The sequence below is a fragment of the Capnocytophaga sp. G1920 genome (genome assembly GCF_051417515.1).
Window position 1 is genome coordinate 18,273 of record NZ_JBPRKH010000010.1, and the last position, 21,713, is coordinate 39,985.

Here is a 21,713-nt window from a genome sequence, read left to right on the forward strand (position 1 = left end):
TTTCCTTCGTCTTTCCTTCGTCCTTTGTTCGTCCTTTGTTCGTCTTTTGTTCGTCTTTCCTTCGTCTTTCCTTCGTCTTAGGTTCACTCTTCCTCTTTTTACCTTTTATCTTTTACTTTTTACCTAAAAAGTAAAGTTTGCTGTACCGTTAGCAAAGATACCCCAAGGGTTTTGGTTCATCTTATAGCAACGGATAGAAAGGGCTACTGCATCGTTCACATAGATTGCTGCTGCCGAGCCTTCTTGCACTATTTTCACTGTGTATTCCTTGTTGGCGTTCACGGGGAGTTTTATGCTATTGATGGTAGCAGTGCCTCCATCTCTAATCACACGGTTGAGTTGTAACTCTCCTTTGTTGAGATTAAGCGTTACGCGGTAGGTTTCATAAAGGTTACCACAAGCGCCAAACATCACCCCAAACTCGGTAGCGGTATTGGCTTTTATTTTGGCAACTATCTTATTGAACCCAGTGCCAAGGCGGTCGAATACACGAGTATTATTATCTAACGAAATGCTACCCAAAGAAGCAGATACCGCTTGCTTGCTATCGAAAGCGGTAGGCATTTTTACGTTGAGGGTACCATCGCTGTTTTGAGTGAGCTCGTGAACAGCCAAAGAACCTCCCCAGTGGTAGGCAGAATTATCTTCGTAGTTGATACGTGACGGATTCCACCCCCATATATAGCGGTGAGTGCCGTCGGTAGCGGTTTTTCCGGCATAGAACACACGGTCGTCTAAGTCTTGTTGTGCAGGGGTAATCCAATTCTTGTCACCCACACGACGGTATCTGTATTGCACACGGCGCACGCTTTCTTCGATGTTAGAGAATATTAAATACTGATAGTTTCCTTGTGTAAACACATCGGGACACTCTACCATAAAAGCACTGGGGTCAGTATAGAAGAAGGGTGTGTTCGGGTCTTTTGTCCAGTTCTTAAGGTCGGTAGAAGTGAATTGTGCTACGACACCTTTCCATACACCTCCTCCTATATCGGCACGGGTGCTGACGAGCATCTTATAGGCATTTCCTTCTTTGAAGACAATAGGGTCGCGGAACTCATTGCGGTCATACTTATCAGGGGCACGGAAGGAGTGTTGTGTATCCTTTGTCCACGTTTTCAAATCGGTAGAAGTAGCCCAATAGATGATTTCTTTGGGGTCTAAATCGCCGTTATGCCCTGTGTAGAAAGCGTAATAGGTATTCCCATCTTTGAATACTGAACCTGTACCGAGGGCATCTTCGTGCGAACCATCAGCACCACAAGCAATTGCTTCACCATTATCAGTATAATTAACCAAATCAGTAGTGGTAGCACTATACCAAGGATGGAAAGTTGCAGGTGCTGGACGTTGGTCGTAGAGATAGAAGATATGGAACTTACCATTGTCATAGAACGGCATAGGGTCTCCTACCCAAGCGTTCTTGGGCTGGAAGAAATGCTTATAAGTACGACCATAATCTTGTACGGCATAACAAGTAGAGGCGTCGGGAGCCGCATTAGGGTCGTTACTACAATATTCTTTTTTTTCACAAGCTATTAAAGCGGTAGCACAAAGTGCCAATGTAAGTGTCTTTTTCATTGTTTATTAATTTAATTTTAACCTCCTTTTTATTATTTAACCTCCTCCTATTCCCCCTTTTTAAGGGGGGAAGAAAGGACGGTTACACATATACGTATGAAAAGAGGTATTTTATGTTTCTATTAATTCGCTAAATATTCTAAGGCGTTAGCAGTGAGCAATTCGATATTGCCTTTATAAGCATTAGCAGGTGAATTGTTTTCGTTATACCAGTCGTAAGCTTCACTACCTATACAGATAGTGCGACCTGCATTGCCTCGTTTGAGGTATTCAAAGATGACAGCGCGATTGCTCATCGTTACGTCCCAATGCAAACTTGCTAATATTTTGGAGCCTGCAGCAGTTTGCCAACCTGCAGCATTATGTTCATAATCTCCCCAATCGAAGTTCCAAATAGCATTATGTCCTTTTGTATTTGTTCCTTTAGAAAGAAAGAAGGATATATAATCAACCCCTGACTTTTTAGTCAATCCTTTAAACAATGGGTGGTTTTCATTGCCTTTGTAGCAAAGTGACCAATCTTCACCTACTGTAAATGGAACGTTATTTTCACCCCACATATTGTTTACTACCTTGCCGTCTAAGGCGATACCTAAATCGACTACGTATTGTACTGCCCAAGAAGACAATAAGAACGAACCGCCGGCAGCATAGAATTGTTTCATCTTGTTCACGACAGCATCTGCTTTGGCTTCGGCAGGCAACTCTTTGTTGTTATCCCAATGCCACCAAATCACTTTATAGTCGTTGAGATTAACTTTGCCGTCCTTGATGTCGCTAAACGAAATGTATTTAGCAGTGTCGTAATTTTCGGCAAGCCAAGTGTAAGCTGCTTTCTCGTCTTCATCGGCTATAGCAGAAGCACTGTTAGCTGTACCTACAAAGGCAATAGGTGCAAAGTTAGTAGGGATAATCTCTACGCTATACACAAAGCTTTTTCCACGATAACTCATAGTATAAGTAACGCTTTGGGTAAAGTTTTGGGTAACTCCCGAAGCAGGGCTCACAGTAGCATTAGGTGTTGTGCTGAAGGTGGGAGTAAGCGCAGTAAGGCTTTCACCCTTAGGGTATTTCACACTTATCTTACCCGTACTGTGGTCAATCGTAGCTTTGTATTTGCCAATAGCAAAATTCTCTAACTGTGGATATTGAGCGGTAACAGTGTAATCCCAATAGAGGTTACCGTTGAAAATGCGGTATTTGGCACCTTTGCTCAAATCGACATTCGTTCCTGCAGTAGGCACTGAGGTAGCTCCCTCGGGCAATGAGAGGGAAGTGGTCATTTTGGTAAGATCGGTATTCCAAGGAGCGTACACCGTGATAGTTTGTTTCTCCTCGTCTATAATCCCATCGATACCATCGGCTTGAAAGGCATTAATTTTTGCCTCTTTGTCGTTAATAAGTTCGCCTTCGTGCTTTTCGTCACAGCTGAGTAAGCCGAGCAAAGCTACTACACTGAGGGCGAGTTTGTGTACTATTGTTTTCATATTAGAATCCTGCATTTTGTTTGTAAATACCTTTTACATACCCTATTTGGTTTTGTGGAATAGGGATATACTCATTTTTATTTTTAGTGAAATAAGCACTGCTGAATATCGCTGGACGACGTGTTTTCTCTTTAGTGAAATAGTCGTTGAGTACTTGGTCGGCGATACCCCAGCGTACAAGGTCGAAGAAACGAGAGCCTTCCATAGCAAACTCTAAACGGCGTTCCCAACGGAGTGCTTTGCGTGCGTTTTCTTGATTCCAAGTGATGTTTACTCCATCTTGGTACAAGGCTATATCGGTGTTTGTGGCATAACCGATAAGCGAAGTACTTTGTTTAGCACGTTGGCGCACTTGGTTGATAAGAGCAAGGGCTTCGTTGCTACGATTGAGCTCGATAAGAGCTTCGGCACGCATTAGGAGTACATCGGCATAACGCAACACGATACGGTTCTTAGAGTTACCACGGAAAGGGTTGATATTGCGGAAGCAAGAGCAAGAAGGGTCTACGTTCTCTTTGAGGGAGGCATAGAAGCCATACACATTGCTATTGCGATTCCAGTCGTTCTTGTAAATCAACTCGGTGTTGTACTTATAAGGCAAGCCAGGTAAGGCAACAGTGTGGAACAAACGAGGGTCGGCTTTATCACTAGCAGCGTTGTAATCGTTGTTGTTGAAGTTATCAAAATCGGGTAAGCCATTCACTGTTTTAAAGGCATTTACCAAATTCTGACTTGGTTTATGAAAATCACAGCACCCTAATTTCTGTGGCACTGAAAGTACATCACCCCAGTTGAGGCTTCCGTATTGGGTACCATCGTCCACTGAGTATTGTACCGCAAAGAGAGATTCTTTACCATTTTCATACCCACCAGGGAGGAAGTTAAAAGCAAAGTCGTCTTCCAAACCGTAAGCAGAGCTTAACACTACATTGGTATAAGTAAGTACTTCTTGCAAATCTTGACTGTTAATACCGGTTACACTGTTATTATCGCTTTGGCGATACGCTTTGTACAAATAGGCTTTAGCAAGGTAAGCTGCTGCTGCACTTTTAGTAGCTCTTCCCTTTTGAGCTTGAGTGGCAGGCAATAGGTCGTAAGCTTTTTTAAAGTCGCTTACTATTTTTTGCCATTGTTCATCGTTGGGCAAGGTGTTAGGTGTGGTTTCGTAGGCACTATCAGGAGTGTTTTCGTCTACGAAAGGTATATGCCCAAAGATGGTTTTAAGAATAAAGTAAAAGTGCCCGCGCAAGAAGTACATTTCGCCTATGCGTGATTGGCGGTTAGGCACTTCGGCATCCGATGCTTGATGTAACGCTTTAAGAGCGGTATTGGTGCGCGAAATTGCTTGGTAACACATAAACCAGAATTTATCGGCTTCGGCATAAGTAGGGTCGATATTTTGGGCTATTTCATAGAAGTGAAATACTTGAATATCACTTACGTCTTGACCGCCTTTATAAGCATCATCTGCACGTACATTGCCATAAATCCAAAGACTAAAAGGCGAATCGTAGTGGTCGTTACCCAAAGCGGCATAAGCAGCAATAGCAAGTTCATCGGCTTTAGAAATAGCTTCTTTCTCGGTCATAATCCCTTGTGGATTATCGTCCAAAAAACTGCAACCTGTAAGTAGAGTTGCAAATATTGCGGTGGTATATATTATTTTTTTCATTTTATTATTATTTATCGGACGTGTCGGACTATTAATAATTATTAAAAGCTAGCATTCAATCCCATAGTAAAAGTTATTGGGATAGGATAGCCATAATTAGGGTTTTCAGGGTCTTTACCTGTAAACGATTTGCTCTTGATTGTAAGGAGGTTTTGTCCGCTCACATACAAGCGCAACTTACTGAGTCTTACTTTTTCGGATACTTCTTTAGGCAAGGTATAGCCTAACTGTACGTTACGAAGTTTTAGGTAAGAACCATTCTCTACATAGTAGGTAGACATACGTCCTTCGTTGTTATCGTCTACACTTGAAACACTTGGGATATCGGAATCTGGATTGGTAACAGGATCAAAGGCATCGAGCAAACGGCGACCTTTGTTACCATATGTATCTTGCACACTCCAAAAATCAGTATGGCGTTTTACGTTAGAAACGACATCTACATTCTGTACTCCTTGGAAGAAAGCAGTAAAGTCGAAGTTTTTGTACTCTAAATTGAGGTTGAGACCATAGATAAAATCGGGTTGTGGGTTACCTATCCAAGTGCGGTCATCTTCGTTTACTACTCCATCGTTATTCAAATCGCGGTAGCGAATACGACCAATACCTTTACCATTCTGTATAGGATGCTGGTCTACTTCTTCTTGTGTTTTGAAAATACCGTCGGCTACATAACCATAGAAATTATTAGAACCTACAGGACGACCTAAACCGTTATCCCATTTACCGTTACCTCCATAAGCATTGATCACTGATTCAGGCAATTCAGTAATCTTGTTCTTGTTAGTAGCGATATTGGCATTGATATCGTATTTGAGTCCGCCTTTGGTTTCGTTGCGATATCCTACGGATACTTCCAAACCTTTATTTTCCATTGCCGCACCGTTCACCCATTGATAAGCACCCTCTCCTTTAATACCTGCATAAGGAGGTTCTACCAAGATATCTTTGGTCTTTTTGATATAGTATTCGGCTGAACCGTAAAGACTATTATTGAAGAAAGCAAAGTCTAACCCGAAGTTGGTTTGCGTGGTAGTTTCCCATTTGAGGTTTTTATTACCGAGGCGAGTACGACGGAATCCAGAAGCTAATTGTCCTGAGCCTTTACCTTCGATATCGTAAGAAGTTTTCCAGATGCCATTCCAGATAAAGTCGCCTGTTACCCCATAGTAAGGGTCGAAGATATCGTAGATTGCATAGTTGTTAATATCTTGGTTACCGTTTTGTCCCCAACCGAAACGCAATTTGATTTCAGACACTGTATTGCGAATATTCTCCATAAAAGCTTCTTGAGAGAGACGCCAACCCAAGTTGAAGGCAGGAAAAGTACCCCAGCGGTTTTCTTTGGCAAAACGAGAAGAGCCATCGTGACGAAGAGTTACAGAAGCAAGATATTTGTTATCAAAAGCATAGTTGATTTTTCCGAAGAAAGAAAGTAACTTATAGCCGGTAGATGAACCACTACCGCTAACCCCACCTGTAGCTAAAGTTGGCCACATATATTCAGGAGTTTCAACGGCAAGATTGTTACCTTTTACAGCAAAATTGAGATCATTTTGTGAATACATTTCCATACCTGCTAAGGTTTCGAAACGACTCTTACCGAGCTCGAAGTCATAGGTGGCAGTATTTGCCCAGTTCCATTTTGTCCAGTGAGCTTGCTCGAGTTGAGAGAAAGTTTTTTCTTTACCTTCTTCCATAAATCCTGAAACGTACGAATGATTGAGTACGCGTTTGTAGAAATTACCGTAATCTACCCCAAAATTAGAACGCACATTGAAACCTTTAATAGGCTGAATGTTGATGAAAGCATTCCCAAACATACGCCAATAATTATAACGATTATCCTTATTGTCGTTCACTAAGCGAGCAGGGTTCTGACGGTCGGGCAAACCATTTACAGGACCTCCCCAATGCTTACCGTCTTGGGTGCGCACCGGAATGAAAGGCACCGCTATCATTGCCGATTCGGTAATTTGGTGAGGTTGTTCTACCTCGCTGGTACGGTTTACAGTGAAGTTTTCGCCTATGGTTACCACATCGCCAAAGAGTTTGTAATCGGTATTAATACGAGCAGAAAAACGGGAGAAATCAGTATTCTTTACCAAACCATCGTTGTTATAATAGCCTAACGAAAGGAAGTAGTTACCTTTTTCAGTACCATTGGTAACCGAAAGGTTATAAGATTCAGTTACCCCCATACGAGTGATTTCCTTGAACCAATCGGTATTAGAAGGGAGCATAGGGCTTCCTGTTTTATCGAAATACTCACGTGGATAGTACAAATTATTAAGGGTGCTGTGACCATTGGCATCGGTAGTGTAATCATAATGAATACCAAGTGGGTTTTGATTAGGGTCGTTACCACGGTTTACCGCTGCTTTCCAAAGCACTTGTGCATACTCATTAGCATTGAGCATCTTCATACGAGAGTGAAACATCGAAACGGTAGTATAATGGTCGAAATCTACCTTTAACACTCCGTTTCTACCTTTTTTGGTAGTAATAACGATGACCCCATTGGCAGCACGTGACCCATAGATACTTGCTGCCGAAGCGTCGCGCAACACTTGTATACTCTCGATATCGTTAGAGTTCAGCTCGTGCATACCACCCTGAGTAGGTACTCCATCGATAATATAAAGAGGGTCGTTGTTATTAAGCGTACCGATACCGCGAATGCGAATGGTAGCTTTACCAGCAGGACCACCGTTATCGGTTACTTGCATACCTGCTACACGACCTTGGAGGGCTTTCATAGGGTTGTTTTCGGCAGTAGACATCATTTCGTTTACCTTTACTACTGATACTGCACCGGTAAGGTCGGTTTTACGTTCAGTACGATACCCTACAGAAACGGTAACTCCTTCGAGAGTAGTCACCTCTTCTTCTAAACTTACGTTTATTTCCTTGCGTCCTTTCACGGCTACGGTTTGGGATTTGTAGCCTATATAAGAAAAGACCAAACTATCGGTGGCTGCAACAGGTTGAAGGGTATAATTCCCGTCGAAATCAGTAGAAGCACCTACTGTTTTGTGCTTTACCACCACACTTACACCCATCATAGGGCTGTTGTCGGATTTTGCTTTCACCACTCCTTTTACTTGTTGGGCGAAAAGAGCACCCGAACAGTTGCAGAGCAAAAGCGATAGTAAAATGCGCTTGTTTATCTTTCTACTCATCATATTGGTATTTGTTTTTTAACAATTGGTTTTATTTTCTTCGTATTGATGAAAATACGATGTTTTTTCGGAGGCAAAGGTAAGGCAAAAGAAAGTATAGCACTATCAAAAATCGGTCAAACACTATCAAAATTGTGGCTAATTTTTGATAATGAAGAAAAATATATAAAAGTTAATTGACTAACTATTAAACATTTAAATATTTTTGATAGCAGATGATTAAAAAGTGATAGGAGGAAATTTCTATTATTTTCGTTTGTGTATTTAAAAATTATAGTAATCTTAAAGAAAATGATTAATGAACAAAGGGAACCTACCCTCCTTATCCCCTCTCGCTGAGAAGAAACTACAACGACGATAATACGAACAAAGGGTGGTTTTACAGTGGCTCTACAGTGGCTCTACAGTGGCTCTACAGTGGCTCTACAGTGGCTCTACAGTGGCTCTACAGTGGCTCTACAGTGGCTCTACAGTAGCTCTACAGTGGCTCTACAGTGGCTCTACAGTGGCTCTACAGTGGCTCTACAGTGGCTCTACAGTGGCTCTACAGTGGCTCTACAGTGGGTCTACAGTGGGTCTACAGTGGCTCTACAGTGGCTCTACAGTGGCTCTACAGTGGCTCTACAACGAATAAAAGACGAACGATGAACGAAGGAATAACGAACCTAAGGCAAAGGAAAGTTGAAGCTAAGGTAGAGATAAAAAGAAGGTTATTAGTGGATTTCAACTTTGCCAAAGGTGCGAGTCGCACGGGCAGGTAGAAAAATTAGCAAATTAGGAAATTTGAAAATTAGGAAATGAGAGTACGAGCTACACAGACAAATCAAGAGTGAACGAAGGTAAGAGAAAACTAAGGCAAAGGCAAGAGATTATAAAGATAATTGTTAAAGATTTGAAAATGGGTATATTTTACTTTTTTGCTGATTTATCAGTTGATAATGTAGAGTTTTTTGGTTTTTCATTACTTATTCTTTAGTTTTTTGTATCTTTGCCCTTTGACAACTAAAAGAATAAGACCCATAGAATGGAAATAACCAAAGAAAATAGACAGTGGCTCGATGATTTACACCTTAACCACCCCGTAGTAATTGCTGGACCTTGCAGTGCTGAGACTGAAGAACAAGTGCTGAAAATAGCACATAGCCTAAAAGATACTGATGTATCTTTCTTCCGTGCAGGTATTTGGAAACCTCGTACCCGCCCAGGTATGTTTGAAGGTGTAGGAGCGTTAGGGCTCAAATGGCTACAACGGGTAAAAAAAGAAACGGGACTCAAAACGGCTACCGAAGTAGCCAATAAAGACCACGTGAAGCTTGCCTTGGAGCACGATATTGATATGTTGTGGATAGGAGCGCGCTCTACTGTGAGTCCGTTTATTATTCAAGAAATAGCCGATGAGCTAGAAGGCACTGATAAGATTATCTTGGTAAAAAATCCTGTAAATCCCGATCTTCCGTTATGGATAGGTGCTTTGGAACGATTACAACGCGCAGGCATCAAAAACTTGGGGGTGATACATCGCGGATTTTCTACTTACGAAAAGACCAAATACCGCAATATTCCTGAATGGCAATTGGTAATTGAACTGCAAAACAAGTTCCCTGACTTGCCACTTATTTGCGACCCTTCGCATATCACCGGCAAACGCGATATGATTTTTGATGTATCGCAAACGGCTCTCGACTTAAACTTCGATGGCTTAATGATTGAAACGCACTGTACCCCTGATGCTGCGTGGAGTGATGCAGCACAACAGATTACCCCTGAACGCCTCATACAAATAATGAGAGATTTGCGCATTCGCGAGGCTTCGGTAGCTGAAGAAGACTATGTGAGTCAGTTAAGTAATTTACGTTCGCGCATTGATATACTGGACAACAAATTATTGGATTTACTCAAAAGACGTATGGAGGTAGCCGATGAGATAGGAATGCTGAAAAAAGCGAATAATGTAGCGATTTTGCAAAACCAACGTTGGCACGAAATTCTTGGCAAAATGATATCAGAAGGCGAACAACGCAACCTAAGTGAGGATTTAGTGATTCAGGTATTTAAGACTATTCACCAAGAATCTATCAACCGCCAGGAGAGAGTGGTAAAGAGTGAAAAGTGATTGATAGACTTTTCTGACCTTTCTTACCGAAAAAAAGACAGTAAGCCAAAATAGCTCAAAACCGATGTGACTCCAGTGTCCATACGTCTTTTGTTTAATTAAAATATGACATAAAGATATGCTATATTTTTAATATTTAGAAAGAGAAACGAAAAAATATAAAATGATATTTGTTTTTTAATAGAAAAGTCGTACATTTGTTGCGAAAAACTATTGTATAAAATGACTATGGAAAAAACTGTCAAACGTTTTTTAGACGTAATACTTGAACAAGCAACTCCTCTTATTGCAAGTCTCAACAAAGGTGTTTCGGATACCCAAATAGCGGTATTTGAGGAGGAAATGGGTATTACTTTGCCTTCTGAGGTGAGAAAGTTATACCAGACTTTCAACGGACAAAAAGAAGGCGAAAACGATGTATTCTTCCTTAATGGTTTGCGCTTTATCCCCTTAGAAGAAATCAAACGCACCCAAGAACACTGGCTTGAGCAATTGGAGAGTATGCCTAATTGGCAGTCACTCCGCTTTGATGAAGAAGAAGCGATTGATATGTGCTGGGATAAGGTAATAAAAAACCAATTTTATAATCCTAAATGGATCCCGTTCCTCTCCAATGGGGCGCGCTTTATGTTCATAGACCTCGATCCCGATGAAGAAGGCGTGATAGGTCAGATAGGAGAAATAGATTTGGTGTTGGATTCTATAGAAGACTCTTTTATGGATTTGCACCACGACTCTATGGAAGATTGGCTAGAATTCCTTACTGATGATATTGAAAAGGGAATCGTATACTACGACAACGAGATGCACTCGCTCATTGAAGCCGTTTCTTATGACGAAGAAAACGATTTGCCTAATATCTTCGCTCCTACCCCCGATTATGTATCGGAAGGAGGCTCGAACGTTTATAACTATTCAGAAAAAGACAGAAGCAATTTTGTATTGCCTGACCGCACCTGTGTGTATATGGACGAAATTTGCGACCATTTTGAAAAATATATCGGCAAAATAGACAGCGTATTCCACGAAATCGTCTCAGAATATGTGCATATAGATGTACATTGGATTAAACCTACCCCCGAAACGCCTTACAACGTACTCTTTACGACCGGTATGAGCGATTACCCTATGTACTTACCCGAAGGCTTAGATGACCCGAACGACTACAGCCACGCTGAGCTGATGGTCTACCTCCCCGCCGATTGGCCTATCAGCGATGAAGCTTTTAAAGACGACGATAACTATTGGCCTGTGTACTTCCTGAAGATGATAGCGCGTTTCCCGCATCAGTACAAAACGTGGATGGCTGAAGGACACACTATCCCCAACGGTCCTGATGCTGAACCTATTGCTAATACTGATTTCGGTTGTATCCTGCTGATGCCCCCTTACTTATCGGCACCACAGGACTTCTTAAAGTTACACACTAAAGATGGTACGATTATCAATTTCTATTGTATTTTGCCTATTTATCCAGAAGAAATGGATTTAAAATTAGAAGAAGGGGTTGACGAGCTTCTCAGTCTTTTTGATGAATACCAAATCTCCGAAGTCATAGATATCCACCGCAAGAATGTAGCTTTATAAAACAAGTATAAAAAAACAGATGAAACATAAAGGTCTCATCTGTTTTTCTTTAATATCTCTGCCAGCATTTTCTTAGCTCTTAGCAGGGTAATCTTCACACTGCTCATCGGTGATTGCATCTCTTCGGCAATCTCTTTATAGCTTTTTTCGTGCAAATAGCGCAGTTGTATTGCCGTTCGGTAAGGCTCTTTTAGTTGTTTTATACTCTTTAACAAGTAGTCGAACTGCTGTTCCATAATGAGGCTATCCTCTATGATGGGGGTCTCATCTATCAGCGTTTTAGATTGCTTTTCCTCTCGATCTAAGTGCAATAGCGACTCATTTTGCTTTCTCAGGTTATCTATGTGAATATTTTTAGAAATAGCAATTAACCAAGTGCGGAAAGAGTATCGCTCGTCGTAAGTATGGAGCTTGTCGAATGCTTTAGCAAATGTTTGTATGCTAATATCCTCTGCTTCAACTTCATCATTCACACGCTTGAGCTGAAAGTTGTACACATCAGTCCAAAACTCGTCTAACAACCAACTAAAAGCTCGTTGTTTACCTGCTTTTGCAGCGACTATATTTTCAGCAAGTGCTTCAGCCATTATTTATTTCTGCACTCTTGTTCGTCGGGTAAGCGACCGCAGAAACTACAAGGTTCCCCTTCAGGGTTTAAATGTGGATTTTGGCTCGCACAAGTGCCAGCAAATTTACCGCCTTTTTTACCCCAAATCTTAATTGCCATACCTGCTACACATAGCAGTAATATACCAATAGTTAATAATATTAATTTCATTTTTCAGTTATTTAAGATTAAAAAGAGATTCCACGGCGGGAACTCTCTCACACGTAAAACCTTCCGCAAAATCTGTACCAATTAGCCTACCCAAATCGCGTGCTCTGTAAGTAACGCTATCTAAAAAGTTCTTGTCAGAAATTGGAGTAGTGGGCTCATTGCTATTACTGTCGTAAAACTGAGAGCTGTAAGCCAACACAGCATTCACTTTGGCTTCCATAAATCCTGTGATATCTACCACAAAATCAGGGGCTATATTCTTCCACTGAATGTAGTGATACACTACTTTAGGACGCCAAGCCGTTTGTGCTACACCGTCGAGAGTAGTTTCGATGCGTCGCAAACCGCTGAGAAAACAAGCATCGCTCACGAGTTTGCTACCTTTGCCGTGGTCGATATGACGGTCGTCTATAGCATTGCAAAGCACTATCTCGGGCTGATATTGACGTATTTTTTTAATAATCTCCATTTGATGAGCTTCGTTATTTATGAAAAAACCATCACGGAATTTTAAATTTTCGCGTATACTTACCCCTAATAGCTCTTTGGCTTTGGTTGCCTCTTGGTGGCGTATTTCAGCACTGCCACGTGTGCCCAATTCCCCTTGAGTCAGGTCGATAATGCCCACACTTCTGCCTAAGCTAATCTCTTTGGCAATGGTGCCTGCAGCCCCTAATTCTACATCATCGGGGTGTGCCCCAAAAGCTAATATATCTAATTTCATCTTGTTATTTCTTAATTGTCTCTTTTATTTCTGTTGCAATTTTGTCTAACATCTCATACCTATAGCGGTAGAGCGACCGCTTGCTCGATTTGATTTCTTCCATTGGTTTGCGGTGCATTTCAATAGGAAGCTTGAACCACCCATCTTTATCGGGAGTGCCATCGGCTTCTTTCCACAATGTGTCATAACTAAAACTGAGTTTGTGCAACCATTCTATATGAATAAAGTGTTTTTTGTTATGTGCCTGAATTTTACTGCCTACGCCATACAAAGCGGTGCAGCCTAATTGCCTGCTAAGTTCCTGAATGATAAATATCATCAGGGCTTTAGGACGAAGAGCATACATCTGTTTTTGTAATTCCTTGATAGCATTCTCAGTTTCGGCACTTTTGTTGCCTTGTACACAGCCTATACGACATACCCATCCCTCATTTTCTTTGTCAATCACAAAAGAAGCTTCACAGATAGCCTCCTGATAACTATCACAATGCAACGAGACCACCAATTCCCCCTCTTTGCGGAAACGTTCATTGTATCCGAGGTATATTTGTCCCTTTTCGCTGTTGTATTTCATTGTGAACTCAGCCAATTTGATAGGCTTTTCTTCTTGGATAACACGCGTCAAAAAAGGCTGTTGCTTGATAAAAGCATAACAACTCAGCAAGGCTTTAGTTCGTTCTTTCTTGCCCCATTTGGTAGACATATACACCCTAAAAGGCTTAAAATAAATACGTGAACGGTGTGAAAGCACCCACTTATACTCCTCCGATTGTATCAAACTAAACCATTTTTTAGCAAATGGAATGTTTAACAAGGTGTGGAAGAGTATCTTGTTCTTTTGTTTTTTGATGTATTTGGGATTTTCGTTGGCAAAACTATGTTCTGTCAAAGCTAAAGCATCGTGTAGTAGTTCTCTTGTCGTCATTAATTCTCGATTCTATTTGATTATTTTTCAATCCATTGTTTCACTTCATCGCTAGAAGGTAAGGTTTTAGGGTCGATTACTTTTTCTAACTTGCCATCTCTGCCAATGAGATATTTTTGGAAGTTCCATTTTACTTTAGAATCTTCTACACCGTTTTTCGCTTTCTGGGTAAGAAACTGATATAGAGGGTGCATATTCTTTCCTTTTACCGATATTTTGCTCATCATCGGGAATGTTACTCCATAGTTGATACTGCAAAATGAAGCGATTTGTTCATTACTACCCGGTTCTTGTCCTAAGAAATTATTAGCGGGGAATCCTATAATGATAAAGTCCTTTTTCTTATACTGCTGATAAAGTGCTTCGAGTTCTTTGTATTGAGGGGTGAGACCACATTTTGAGGCAGTATTAACAATTATTACTTTCTTGCCTTTGAGGTCGGCAAGGGCAAAGGGTTTGCCATTGATATCTTCTACAGTAAACTGATAAATAGTTTGATTATCAGCGTTGTTTTGTGCTTGTAGGTTTTCCATAATGAGGGTGAATAAAGTGATGATAAAAATGAAGTGTTTCATAGAAAAATTAAAATTTGTGGCAAAGTTACATAAAAGGTTTGATTTATTAAAGAAAAACTTTATATTTGCCCAAAAATTAATGACTATGTTTTCAGAAAAAGCTTTTAAAATATTTGAAGAAAGTATTGCGCAATACCACATTGCCGACGATGTATATCAGTCTTTTACAAACCCTTATCCATCAACCGACTTGCTCAATCACTTGCTTTATCGCAAAAATTGGATTGACACCGTGCAATGGCATTACGAGGATATTATTCGCGACCCACATATCGACCCAGTGGCTGCCCTTGACCTCAAGCGCAAAATCGACGCTTCTAACCAAGATCGCACTGATATGGTAGAGTATATAGATAGCTATTTTTTAGACTTGTATAAGGAGGTGAAACCACTTCCTGAGGCTACTATCAATACTGAAAGTCCTGCGTGGGCAGTGGATAGGCTTTCTATTTTAGCACTGAAAATTTACCATATGGAGGAAGAAGTAAACCGCCTCGATGCTACCCCTGAACATCGCGCTAAATGTCAAGAAAAACTGAATGTACTGCTCGAACAGAAAAAAGACCTTTCAACGGCTCTCAACCAACTTTTAGACGATATAGCCACTGGTCGCAAATATATGAAGGTCTATAAACAAATGAAGATGTATAACGATGATGAGTTGAACCCAGTGTTGAGAGGAAGTAAATAAGAGATAATAAAAACTGCCCCAAACTATTCTGAGGCAGTTTTTTATTTGCTAATTTCCAAATTTGCTAATTATCGAATGCTTGCTTTGAGATATTCACGATTGAGGCGTGCGATATTTTCAAGTGAAATACCTTTAGGGCATTCTACTTCGCAGGCACCAGTGTTGGTACAGTTACCAAAACCTTCGTGTTCCATTTGGTTTACCATATTGAGTACGCGCTCAGTAGCCTCTACACGACCTTGAGGAAGGAGGGCAAATTGCGATACTTTGGCAGCCACAAACAGCATAGCCGAAGAGTTTTTACAAGTAGCCACACAAGCTCCACAACCTATACAAGCCGCAGCGTCCATAGAGCGGTCGGCATCGCGTTTAGGGATAGGAATAGCGTTGGCATCTTGGGTATTACCAGAAGTATTTACAGAGATATATCCCCCTGCTTGTTGAATGCGCTCAAAAGCAGTTCTATCTACCATCAAGTCTTTGATAACAGGGAAAGCAGTAGCGCGCCAAGGTTCAATAGTGATGGTATCACCATCTTTGAACATACGCATATGCAACTGACAAGTAGTTACCCCACGGTCGGGTCCGTGAGCTTCCCCATTGATGAAGAGAGAGCACATACCGCAAATACCTTCACGGCAATCGTGGTCGAATGCTACAGGTTCTTCTCCTTTTTCAATGAGTTGTTCGTTGAGTACATCCAACATTTCCAAAAAAGACATATGGTCTGAAATGTTGGTTACTTTATAATCTACCATACGACCTTTCTCTTGCGAGTTTTTTTGTCGCCACACTTTGAGTGTTAGGTTCATCGTTGCCATATCTTTCTATTTATAACTACGTTGTTTAAGTTCAATATCTTTAAATACAAGAGGTTCTTTATGCATTACCTCTTCACTAGGGTTGTAGGTATTCACTACTTCTTTAGGATTACCAGTGTATTGCCAAGCGGCTACATAAGCATAGTTTTTGTCGTCACGGAGGGCCTCACCATCAGGAGTTTGATACTCTTCGCGGAAGTGACCACCACAAGACTCATTACGCTCTAAAGCATCTTTAGCAAATAACTCACCAAGTTCAAGGAAGTCGGCTACACGACCCGCTTTTTCAAGCTCTACATTCATACCAGTGAGTTCACCAGGTACTTTTACGTTTTTCCAGAAATCTTCGCGTATTTCGCGTATTTCTTTTATAGCTTCTTTCAAGCCTTCTGCATTACGCGCCATACCTACTTTATCCCACATCACTTTACCAAGTTTCTTGTGGAAGTAATCTACAGAGTGGGTACCCTTATTGTTGATGAAGTAAGCTAAACGCTCTTTTACGATGCGTTCTGCTTCGTCAAATTCAGGGGTATCAGTAGGGATTTTACCAGTACGGATATCAGCGGATAAGTAATCGCCAATAGTGTAAGGTAATACAAAGTAACCATCAGCTAAACCTTGCATCAAGGCAGAAGCTCCTAAGCGGTTTGCTCCGTGGTCGGAGAAGTTTGCCTCACCAATAGCATAACAACCAGGTATAGTGGTCATCAAGTTGTAATCTACCCAAATACCACCCATAGTGTAGTGAGTAGCAGGATAAATCATCATTGGTGTTTTATAAGGGTTTTCGGCTACAATCTTTTCGTACATTTGGAAAAGGTTACCGTATTTGGCTTCTACGATTTTTTCACCACGTTTAGTAACTTCTTCTTTAGTAGGTTCTACACCGTGGATTTTACATTGTTCTTTACCGTAACGTTCGATAGCAGAAGAGAAATCCAAATAAACAGCTTCACCTGTTTCGTTTACACCATAGCCTGCATCGCAACGCTCTTTAGCAGCACGTGAAGCTACGTCACGAGGCACGAGGTTACCGAAAGCAGGGTAACGGCGCTCCAAGTAGTAATCGCGGTCTTCTTCAGGGATTTCAGTAGGTTTTTTGCGTTTTTCGCGTATCGCTACTGCATCTTCCATTTTCTTAGGTACCCAAATACGTCCGTCGTTACGCAAAGATTCAGACATCAAAGTTAATTTAGACTGATAGTCACCTGAACGAGGGATACAAGTAGGGTGAATTTGAGTGAAGCAAGGGTTAGCAAAGTAAGCACCTTTTTTGTGGATTTTCCAAGCTGCGGTGGCGTTAGAGCCCATCGCATTGGTTGAAAGGAAGTATACGTTACCATAACCACCAGAGGCGATAACTACAGCGTGAGCAGAGTGGCGTTCAATTTCGCCAGTAACAAGGTTACGAGCGATGATACCACGAGCTTTGCCGTCTACGATTACCACATCGAGCATTTCGTGGCGGTTGTACATATCAATTTTACCACGAGCGATTTGGCGGTTCATCGCGGCATAGCAACCGAGCAAGAGCTGTTGTCCTGTTTGACCTTTGGCATAGAAAGTACGAGAAACCAATACCCCACCGAAAGAGCGGTTATCAAGTAGCCCACCATAATCACGAGCGAAAGGTACGCCTTGCGCCACACATTGGTCGATGATATTGCCAGATACTTCAGCAAGGCGATATACGTTAGCCTCACGAGCGCGGTAGTCGCCCCCTTTTACAGTATCGTAGAACAAGCGATAGATAGAGTCGCCATCGCCCATATAGTTTTTAGCGGCATTGATACCCCCTTGAGCAGCGATAGAGTGTGCACGACGAGGAGAATCTTGGTAAGCAAATGCTTTCACGTTGTAGCCTAATTCAGCGAGGGTAGCTGCAGCCGAACCTCCTGCCAAGCCAGTACCTACCACAATCACATCGATATTACGCTTGTTAGCAGGGTTTACGAGGTTGATATGGTCTTTATATTTCGTCCATTTGTCCGCTATAGGACCTTCAGGAATTTTAGAATCTAATGTACTCATAAGATTAAGCTGTTAAAAATTTAATGTAATGGAAGAGGGCGATGAAGATAAAGCCTCCACAGATAATGTAAGAATACCAATTGCCAACGCAACTGATAAACTTTTTGCGCTCATCATCTTTCCAGCCCATAGATTGGAAAGATGATTGAAAGCCGTGTAGCAAGTGCAAAGCCAAAGCGATAAAGGCTAACACATAAATACCCACACGCACAGGGTTGTGGAATTTCTCTACTAATTCTTCGTAGTAGCGGTCGGGGTTTGGAGGTAATTGCTCGATGTACTTGTAGTTCATTTCGCCTAGCCAAAAATCATAGAGGTGCAACCCTAAGAAGAGAAGAATCACCACTCCTGTGATAATCATATTACGAGACATCCAAGTGGAGTTAGCACCCCCATTATAGCTGTAATATGCCTCACTACCACGAGCTTTTTTGTTTTGGATTTCCAAGACAAATCCCATAATGAAGTGGAACAACACCCCAGCGAGCAATACAGGTTGCATAGCAAACTGAATAAGAGGATTGGTGCCCATAAAATGAGATAGCTCGTTGAAAGTACTCTCGCTAATCACAGAGGTGAAGTTTACCGCAAAGTGAATGATTAGAAAGAGAATGAGAAAGAGTGCCGAGAGAGCCATCGCCACCTTTCTTGCAACAGATGTTTTAAATAATCCTGCCATTCGTTTTATAGTTTTATATATGTATATATTACGTTAAACAATTTCGCTACAAAAGTACGGCATTTTTATCAGTTGTACAATAAAAAATGTACAAAAACCTTAATTTATATTCGGTTTAAAGAAGGAAATAAGAGTTAGTAGCTGAAATTGATTTATTAAGAGGAGATTAACATTCTGTATCGCTTTTTTTATTCTTTATAATTTCGTTCTTCTCAATCTTAAAGCATTACTTATAACACTTACAGAGCTAAAGCTCATTGCTAAAGCACCCAACATAGGAGAAAGCAAGATACCAAAAATAGGGTATAGCACCCCTGCCGCAACGGGAATACCTACGCTGTTATACACTAACGCAAAGAAAAGGTTTTCGCGTATGTTTTTCACCACCGCTTTGCTGAGTTTTTTAGCTTTTACAATTCCGCTCAAGTCGCCTTTTACCAAAGTGATTTTAGCACTTTCTATCGCAATATCAGTTCCGTTACCCATTGCGATACCCACATTGGCTTGTGCTAAAGCAGGAGCATCGTTGATACCATCGCCTGCCATTGCTACGATTTTACCTTCCGCTTGCAAACGCACTACTTCCTCTTGCTTGTTTTGAGGAAGCATTCCCGCTTTGTACTGAGTGATACCTATTTCTTTGGCTACAGCCTCAGCTGTAAGCGGATTATCACCGGTGAGCATCACGATTTCTACCCCTAAGTCTTGCAACTCTTGTATCGCTTCAGCAGTAGAAGCTTTTACTTTATCGGTTATGGCGACTGCCCCTATCACTTGGTTTTCTACGACTACGAGCGAAACGGTCTTTCCTTGCGCCTGTTCCGCTTTTACAGCAGTGCTTACTTCTTCGGGCAAAGCAATATCGAGTTCTTTTATTAGACGTTCGTTGCCAAAGAAATAATCTTTTCCTTCAAAAGTAGCTTTTACTCCTCTGCCCGCTATAGCTTCAAAGTGGGTGAAAGATAAGGAAGTAATACCTTGTGCTTGAGCATACGCATTGGTAGCTTTGGCAAGCGGGTGTTCGCTATGCTTGTTAAGACTGTAAAGCGTTTGTAGCAAGTCTTTTTCGGTAGTATCGCCAAAAGTGAGCACACGACTCACACTGGGTTTACCTTCGGTGAGGGTACCCGTTTTATCTACAACCAAAGTATTAACACGGTTCATCACTTCTAAGGCTTCAGCATTGCGTATCAAGATACCGTTTTGAGCTCCTTTGCCTACGCCTACCATTACCGACATAGGGGTAGCTAAACCGAGTGCACAAGGACAAGCAATAATCAATACTGCTACGGCATTGAGCAGGGCGTATACGTAAGCATTTTCACCTCCAAAAACCGACCATATCACAAAGGTAAGCACTGAAATCCCTATCACAATAGGTACAAAGTAAGAGGCTATCTTGTCGGCTAAATTTTGAATAGGAGCCCTACTACTGCTGGCTTGCTGTACCAACTGTACGATTTGAGAAAGCAGAGTATCGCTACCTACCTTTTCGGCTTGCATCACAAAGGACTGCATACCGTTGAGCGTACCTGCCGATACCTTATTGCCCACTTCTTTTTCCGCAGGAATAGGTTCGCCCGTAATCATACTTTCGTCTATACTGGCACTACCTTCGGTAATTACACCATCAACAGGGATTTTCTCCCCAGGTTTTACCCGAAGCAAATCGCCTTTTTTCACTTCTTCTATAGAGACGGTTACTTCTTTGCCGTGAATAATTTTAGTAGCTTCATTAGGCGCTAAGTTCAATAGTTTTTTGATAGCGCTTTGGGTACGACTGTGGGCATCGGCTTCGAGCACTTGCCCTAAGAGTACCAAAGTGAGAATGACGGTAGCAGCTTCGAAATACAAGTGTACTGAGCCGTGTTCTTTAAATTGTTCAGGGAACATATCAGGAACTAAGAGTCCTACTACACTGAAAAGCCAAGCTACGCCAGCACCTATCCCTATGAGGGTAAACATATTGAAGTGCAAGGTCTTGATACTGCGCCAAGCCCTTTCGAAGAATATCCAGCAGAAATAGAAAACTACTGGTAAGGAGAGCGCAAACTGCACCCAGTTCCAAGCACTTACGGGCATTAGCTCATACAGCGGATTGTTGTGCCACATTCCGCTCATTGCGATGATAAAGATAGGGAGAGTAAAGGCTACAGCACCCCAAAAATGACGACGTAACTTTTTGCGTTTTTGGTCTTCTGCACTTTCACCTTCAGGAGCCTCTGTACTTACTTGCTCTACTAAATCCATACCACATACGGGACAATCACCGGGGTGATCGTAGGTTTTATCACCCTCGCAGTGCATAGGACAATAGAAAACACCATTGCCTTTAACTTTTTTGGGAGACTCTTGGTGGTGATGATGTTGTTGAGCTCCTCCTACTTGCTCTACTAAATCCATACCACATATAGGACAATCACCAGGGTGGTCGTAGGTTTTATCGCCTTCGCAGTGCATAGGACAATAGAAAACACCAGAGCCTTTAGCTTTTTTTGGGGTTTCTTCGTGGTGATGATGTTGTTGCTGAGCTCCTCCTACTTGTTCTACCAAGTGCATACCACATATAGGACAATCACCAGGGTGATCGTAGGTTTTATCGCCTTCGCAGTGCATAGGACAATAGAAAACACCAGAGCCTTCAGAATTTGAAGCCTGATGAATGCTATAATGAGTACCCTCTAAGGCTTTTTCAAGAGCTTCAAAAGGGATTTCTCTATCAGTTTCGACAGTAGCTTTTTTAGTAGCGAAATCTACGGTAACAGCTGTTACGCCTGCTACTTCAGAGAGCTTTTTTTGTATGGTATTGGCACAACCTGTGCACCCCATACCTTCTATATTGTATTCCATAAATTGTAAATGTT

18 protein-coding genes are annotated in these 21,713 nt (G+C 41.5%); 5 read left to right on the forward strand and 13 right to left on the reverse strand.

Features of this window, described 5'->3' with window-relative positions; genetic code table 11:
* Positions 1-123 precede the first annotated feature (123 nt).
* The 4 genes from ACSQ7D_RS07105 to ACSQ7D_RS07120 all read right to left on the reverse strand — a co-directional run bounded on the left by ACSQ7D_RS07105 (position 124) and on the right by ACSQ7D_RS07120 (position 7,925).
* The gene (locus ACSQ7D_RS07105; RefSeq protein ID WP_437135756.1) at positions 124-1,581 is read right to left on the reverse strand and encodes a glycoside hydrolase domain-containing protein; all 1,458 of its coding nucleotides are present in this window, start codon (positions 1,579-1,581) and stop codon (positions 124-126) included.
* Positions 1,582-1,703: 122 nt separating this feature from the next.
* Positions 1,704-3,083: a DUF4960 domain-containing protein gene (locus ACSQ7D_RS07110; RefSeq protein WP_437135757.1), complete on the reverse strand. Its 1,380-nt coding sequence runs from the start codon at positions 3,081-3,083 to the stop codon at positions 1,704-1,706.
* The gene (locus ACSQ7D_RS07115; RefSeq protein WP_437135758.1) at positions 3,070-4,740 is read right to left on the reverse strand and encodes a RagB/SusD family nutrient uptake outer membrane protein; all 1,671 of its coding nucleotides are present in this window, start codon (positions 4,738-4,740) and stop codon (positions 3,070-3,072) included. The genes ACSQ7D_RS07110 and ACSQ7D_RS07115 overlap by 14 nt, the downstream gene beginning before the upstream one ends.
* 41 nt (positions 4,741-4,781) lie before the next feature.
* Positions 4,782-7,925, reverse strand: a complete 3,144-nt coding sequence (locus tag ACSQ7D_RS07120) for a SusC/RagA family TonB-linked outer membrane protein (RefSeq protein ID WP_278590136.1) — start codon at positions 7,923-7,925, stop codon at positions 4,782-4,784.
* Between the two features lie 370 nt (positions 7,926-8,295).
* Here ACSQ7D_RS07120 and ACSQ7D_RS07125 point away from each other — a divergent pair, with 370 nt between their 5' ends.
* The 4 genes from ACSQ7D_RS07125 (at position 8,296) to ACSQ7D_RS07140 (ending at position 11,622) form a co-directional block, all read left to right on the forward strand.
* Positions 8,296-8,556, forward strand: coding sequence for a hypothetical protein (locus ACSQ7D_RS07125; protein ID WP_437135759.1), 261 nt, complete (start codon positions 8,296-8,298; stop codon positions 8,554-8,556).
* A complete protein-coding gene (locus tag ACSQ7D_RS07130) occupies positions 8,483-8,683 on the forward strand; it encodes a dihydrolipoyllysine-residue succinyltransferase (protein WP_437135807.1) in 201 nt (66 codons plus the stop codon). The genes ACSQ7D_RS07125 and ACSQ7D_RS07130 overlap by 74 nt, the downstream gene beginning before the upstream one ends.
* 263 nt (positions 8,684-8,946) lie before the next feature.
* Positions 8,947-10,035 (forward strand): chorismate mutase, encoded by a 1,089-nt coding sequence (locus ACSQ7D_RS07135; RefSeq protein ID WP_437135760.1) that lies wholly within the window; start codon positions 8,947-8,949, stop codon positions 10,033-10,035.
* Positions 10,036-10,263: 228 nt separating this feature from the next.
* The gene (locus ACSQ7D_RS07140; protein WP_437135761.1) at positions 10,264-11,622 is read left to right on the forward strand and encodes a suppressor of fused domain protein; all 1,359 of its coding nucleotides are present in this window, start codon (positions 10,264-10,266) and stop codon (positions 11,620-11,622) included.
* 35 nt (positions 11,623-11,657) lie between these two features.
* Here the strand turns inward: ACSQ7D_RS07140 and ACSQ7D_RS07145 are convergent, their stop codons facing one another.
* Genes ACSQ7D_RS07145 through ACSQ7D_RS07165 form a run of 5 tightly spaced genes read right to left on the reverse strand, consistent with a single transcriptional unit; the run spans position 11,658 to position 14,624 of the window.
* A complete protein-coding gene (locus tag ACSQ7D_RS07145) occupies positions 11,658-12,209 on the reverse strand; it encodes an RNA polymerase sigma factor (RefSeq protein ID WP_002673201.1) in 552 nt (183 codons plus the stop codon).
* The gene (locus ACSQ7D_RS07150; RefSeq protein ID WP_002673203.1) at positions 12,209-12,400 is read right to left on the reverse strand and encodes a hypothetical protein; all 192 of its coding nucleotides are present in this window, start codon (positions 12,398-12,400) and stop codon (positions 12,209-12,211) included. The genes ACSQ7D_RS07145 and ACSQ7D_RS07150 overlap by 1 nt, the downstream gene beginning before the upstream one ends.
* 7 nt (positions 12,401-12,407) lie before the next feature.
* On the reverse strand, positions 12,408-13,124 hold the full coding sequence (gene bshB1, locus ACSQ7D_RS07155) for a bacillithiol biosynthesis deacetylase BshB1 (RefSeq protein ID WP_437135762.1): 717 nt from the start codon (positions 13,122-13,124) through the stop codon (positions 12,408-12,410).
* Between the two features lie 4 nt (positions 13,125-13,128).
* Complete coding sequence (locus ACSQ7D_RS07160; RefSeq protein WP_437135763.1) at positions 13,129-14,049, reverse strand: VirK/YbjX family protein; 921 nt, start codon at positions 14,047-14,049, stop codon at positions 13,129-13,131.
* Positions 14,050-14,069: 20 nt separating this feature from the next.
* Positions 14,070-14,624: a glutathione peroxidase gene (locus tag ACSQ7D_RS07165; RefSeq protein WP_437135764.1), complete on the reverse strand. Its 555-nt coding sequence runs from the start codon at positions 14,622-14,624 to the stop codon at positions 14,070-14,072.
* Positions 14,625-14,709: 85 nt separating this feature from the next.
* Here ACSQ7D_RS07165 and ACSQ7D_RS07170 point away from each other — a divergent pair, with 85 nt between their 5' ends.
* The gene (locus ACSQ7D_RS07170) at positions 14,710-15,315 is read left to right on the forward strand and encodes a DUF4254 domain-containing protein (protein WP_437135765.1); all 606 of its coding nucleotides are present in this window, start codon (positions 14,710-14,712) and stop codon (positions 15,313-15,315) included.
* Positions 15,316-15,383: 68 nt separating this feature from the next.
* On the opposite strand, the gene ACSQ7D_RS07175 is transcribed toward ACSQ7D_RS07170, so the two are convergent.
* From ACSQ7D_RS07175 to ACSQ7D_RS07190, 4 genes are all read right to left on the reverse strand, one after another.
* Positions 15,384-16,136 carry a succinate dehydrogenase/fumarate reductase iron-sulfur subunit gene (locus tag ACSQ7D_RS07175; RefSeq protein WP_002673219.1) on the reverse strand — a complete coding sequence of 251 codons (753 nt, stop codon included), beginning with the start codon at positions 16,134-16,136 and terminating at the stop codon, positions 15,384-15,386.
* A 6-nt stretch (positions 16,137-16,142) separates the two neighbouring features.
* Positions 16,143-18,170: a fumarate reductase/succinate dehydrogenase flavoprotein subunit gene (locus ACSQ7D_RS07180; RefSeq protein WP_002673221.1), complete on the reverse strand. Its 2,028-nt coding sequence runs from the start codon at positions 18,168-18,170 to the stop codon at positions 16,143-16,145.
* Positions 18,171-18,174: 4 nt separating this feature from the next.
* Complete coding sequence (locus ACSQ7D_RS07185; protein ID WP_437135766.1) at positions 18,175-18,849, reverse strand: succinate dehydrogenase cytochrome b subunit; 675 nt, start codon at positions 18,847-18,849, stop codon at positions 18,175-18,177.
* A gap of 195 nt (positions 18,850-19,044) precedes the next feature.
* On the reverse strand, positions 19,045-21,699 hold the full coding sequence (locus ACSQ7D_RS07190; protein ID WP_437135767.1) for a heavy metal translocating P-type ATPase: 2,655 nt from the start codon (positions 21,697-21,699) through the stop codon (positions 19,045-19,047).
* Positions 21,700-21,713: the final 14 nt, after the last annotated feature.

Excerpts from the sequence above, each read along its gene's own strand:
- ACSQ7D_RS07105 (WP_437135756.1), bottom strand. The coding sequence starts at position 1,581 with ATGAAAAAGACACTTACATTGGCACTTTGTGCTACCGCTTTAATAGCT.
- ACSQ7D_RS07110 (WP_437135757.1), bottom strand. The coding sequence starts at position 3,083 with ATGCAGGATTCTAATATGAAAACAATAGTACACAAACTCGCCCTCAGT.
- ACSQ7D_RS07115 (WP_437135758.1), bottom strand. The coding sequence starts at position 4,740 with ATGAAAAAAATAATATATACCACCGCAATATTTGCAACTCTACTTACA.
- ACSQ7D_RS07120 (WP_278590136.1), bottom strand. The coding sequence starts at position 7,925 with ATGATGAGTAGAAAGATAAACAAGCGCATTTTACTATCGCTTTTGCTC.
- ACSQ7D_RS07135 (WP_437135760.1), top strand. The coding sequence starts at position 8,947 with ATGGAAATAACCAAAGAAAATAGACAGTGGCTCGATGATTTACACCTT.
- ACSQ7D_RS07140 (WP_437135761.1), top strand. The coding sequence starts at position 10,264 with ATGGAAAAAACTGTCAAACGTTTTTTAGACGTAATACTTGAACAAGCA.
- ACSQ7D_RS07145 (WP_002673201.1), bottom strand. The coding sequence starts at position 12,209 with ATGGCTGAAGCACTTGCTGAAAATATAGTCGCTGCAAAAGCAGGTAAA.
- ACSQ7D_RS07150 (WP_002673203.1), bottom strand. The coding sequence starts at position 12,400 with ATGAAATTAATATTATTAACTATTGGTATATTACTGCTATGTGTAGCA.
- bshB1 (WP_437135762.1), bottom strand. The coding sequence starts at position 13,124 with ATGAAATTAGATATATTAGCTTTTGGGGCACACCCCGATGATGTAGAA.
- ACSQ7D_RS07160 (WP_437135763.1), bottom strand. The coding sequence starts at position 14,049 with ATGACGACAAGAGAACTACTACACGATGCTTTAGCTTTGACAGAACAT.
- ACSQ7D_RS07165 (WP_437135764.1), bottom strand. The coding sequence starts at position 14,624 with ATGAAACACTTCATTTTTATCATCACTTTATTCACCCTCATTATGGAA.
- ACSQ7D_RS07170 (WP_437135765.1), top strand. The coding sequence starts at position 14,710 with ATGTTTTCAGAAAAAGCTTTTAAAATATTTGAAGAAAGTATTGCGCAA.
- ACSQ7D_RS07175 (WP_002673219.1), bottom strand. The coding sequence starts at position 16,136 with ATGGCAACGATGAACCTAACACTCAAAGTGTGGCGACAAAAAAACTCG.
- ACSQ7D_RS07180 (WP_002673221.1), bottom strand. The coding sequence starts at position 18,170 with ATGAGTACATTAGATTCTAAAATTCCTGAAGGTCCTATAGCGGACAAA.
- ACSQ7D_RS07185 (WP_437135766.1), bottom strand. The coding sequence starts at position 18,849 with ATGGCAGGATTATTTAAAACATCTGTTGCAAGAAAGGTGGCGATGGCT.
- ACSQ7D_RS07190 (WP_437135767.1), bottom strand. The coding sequence starts at position 21,699 with ATGGAATACAATATAGAAGGTATGGGGTGCACAGGTTGTGCCAATACC.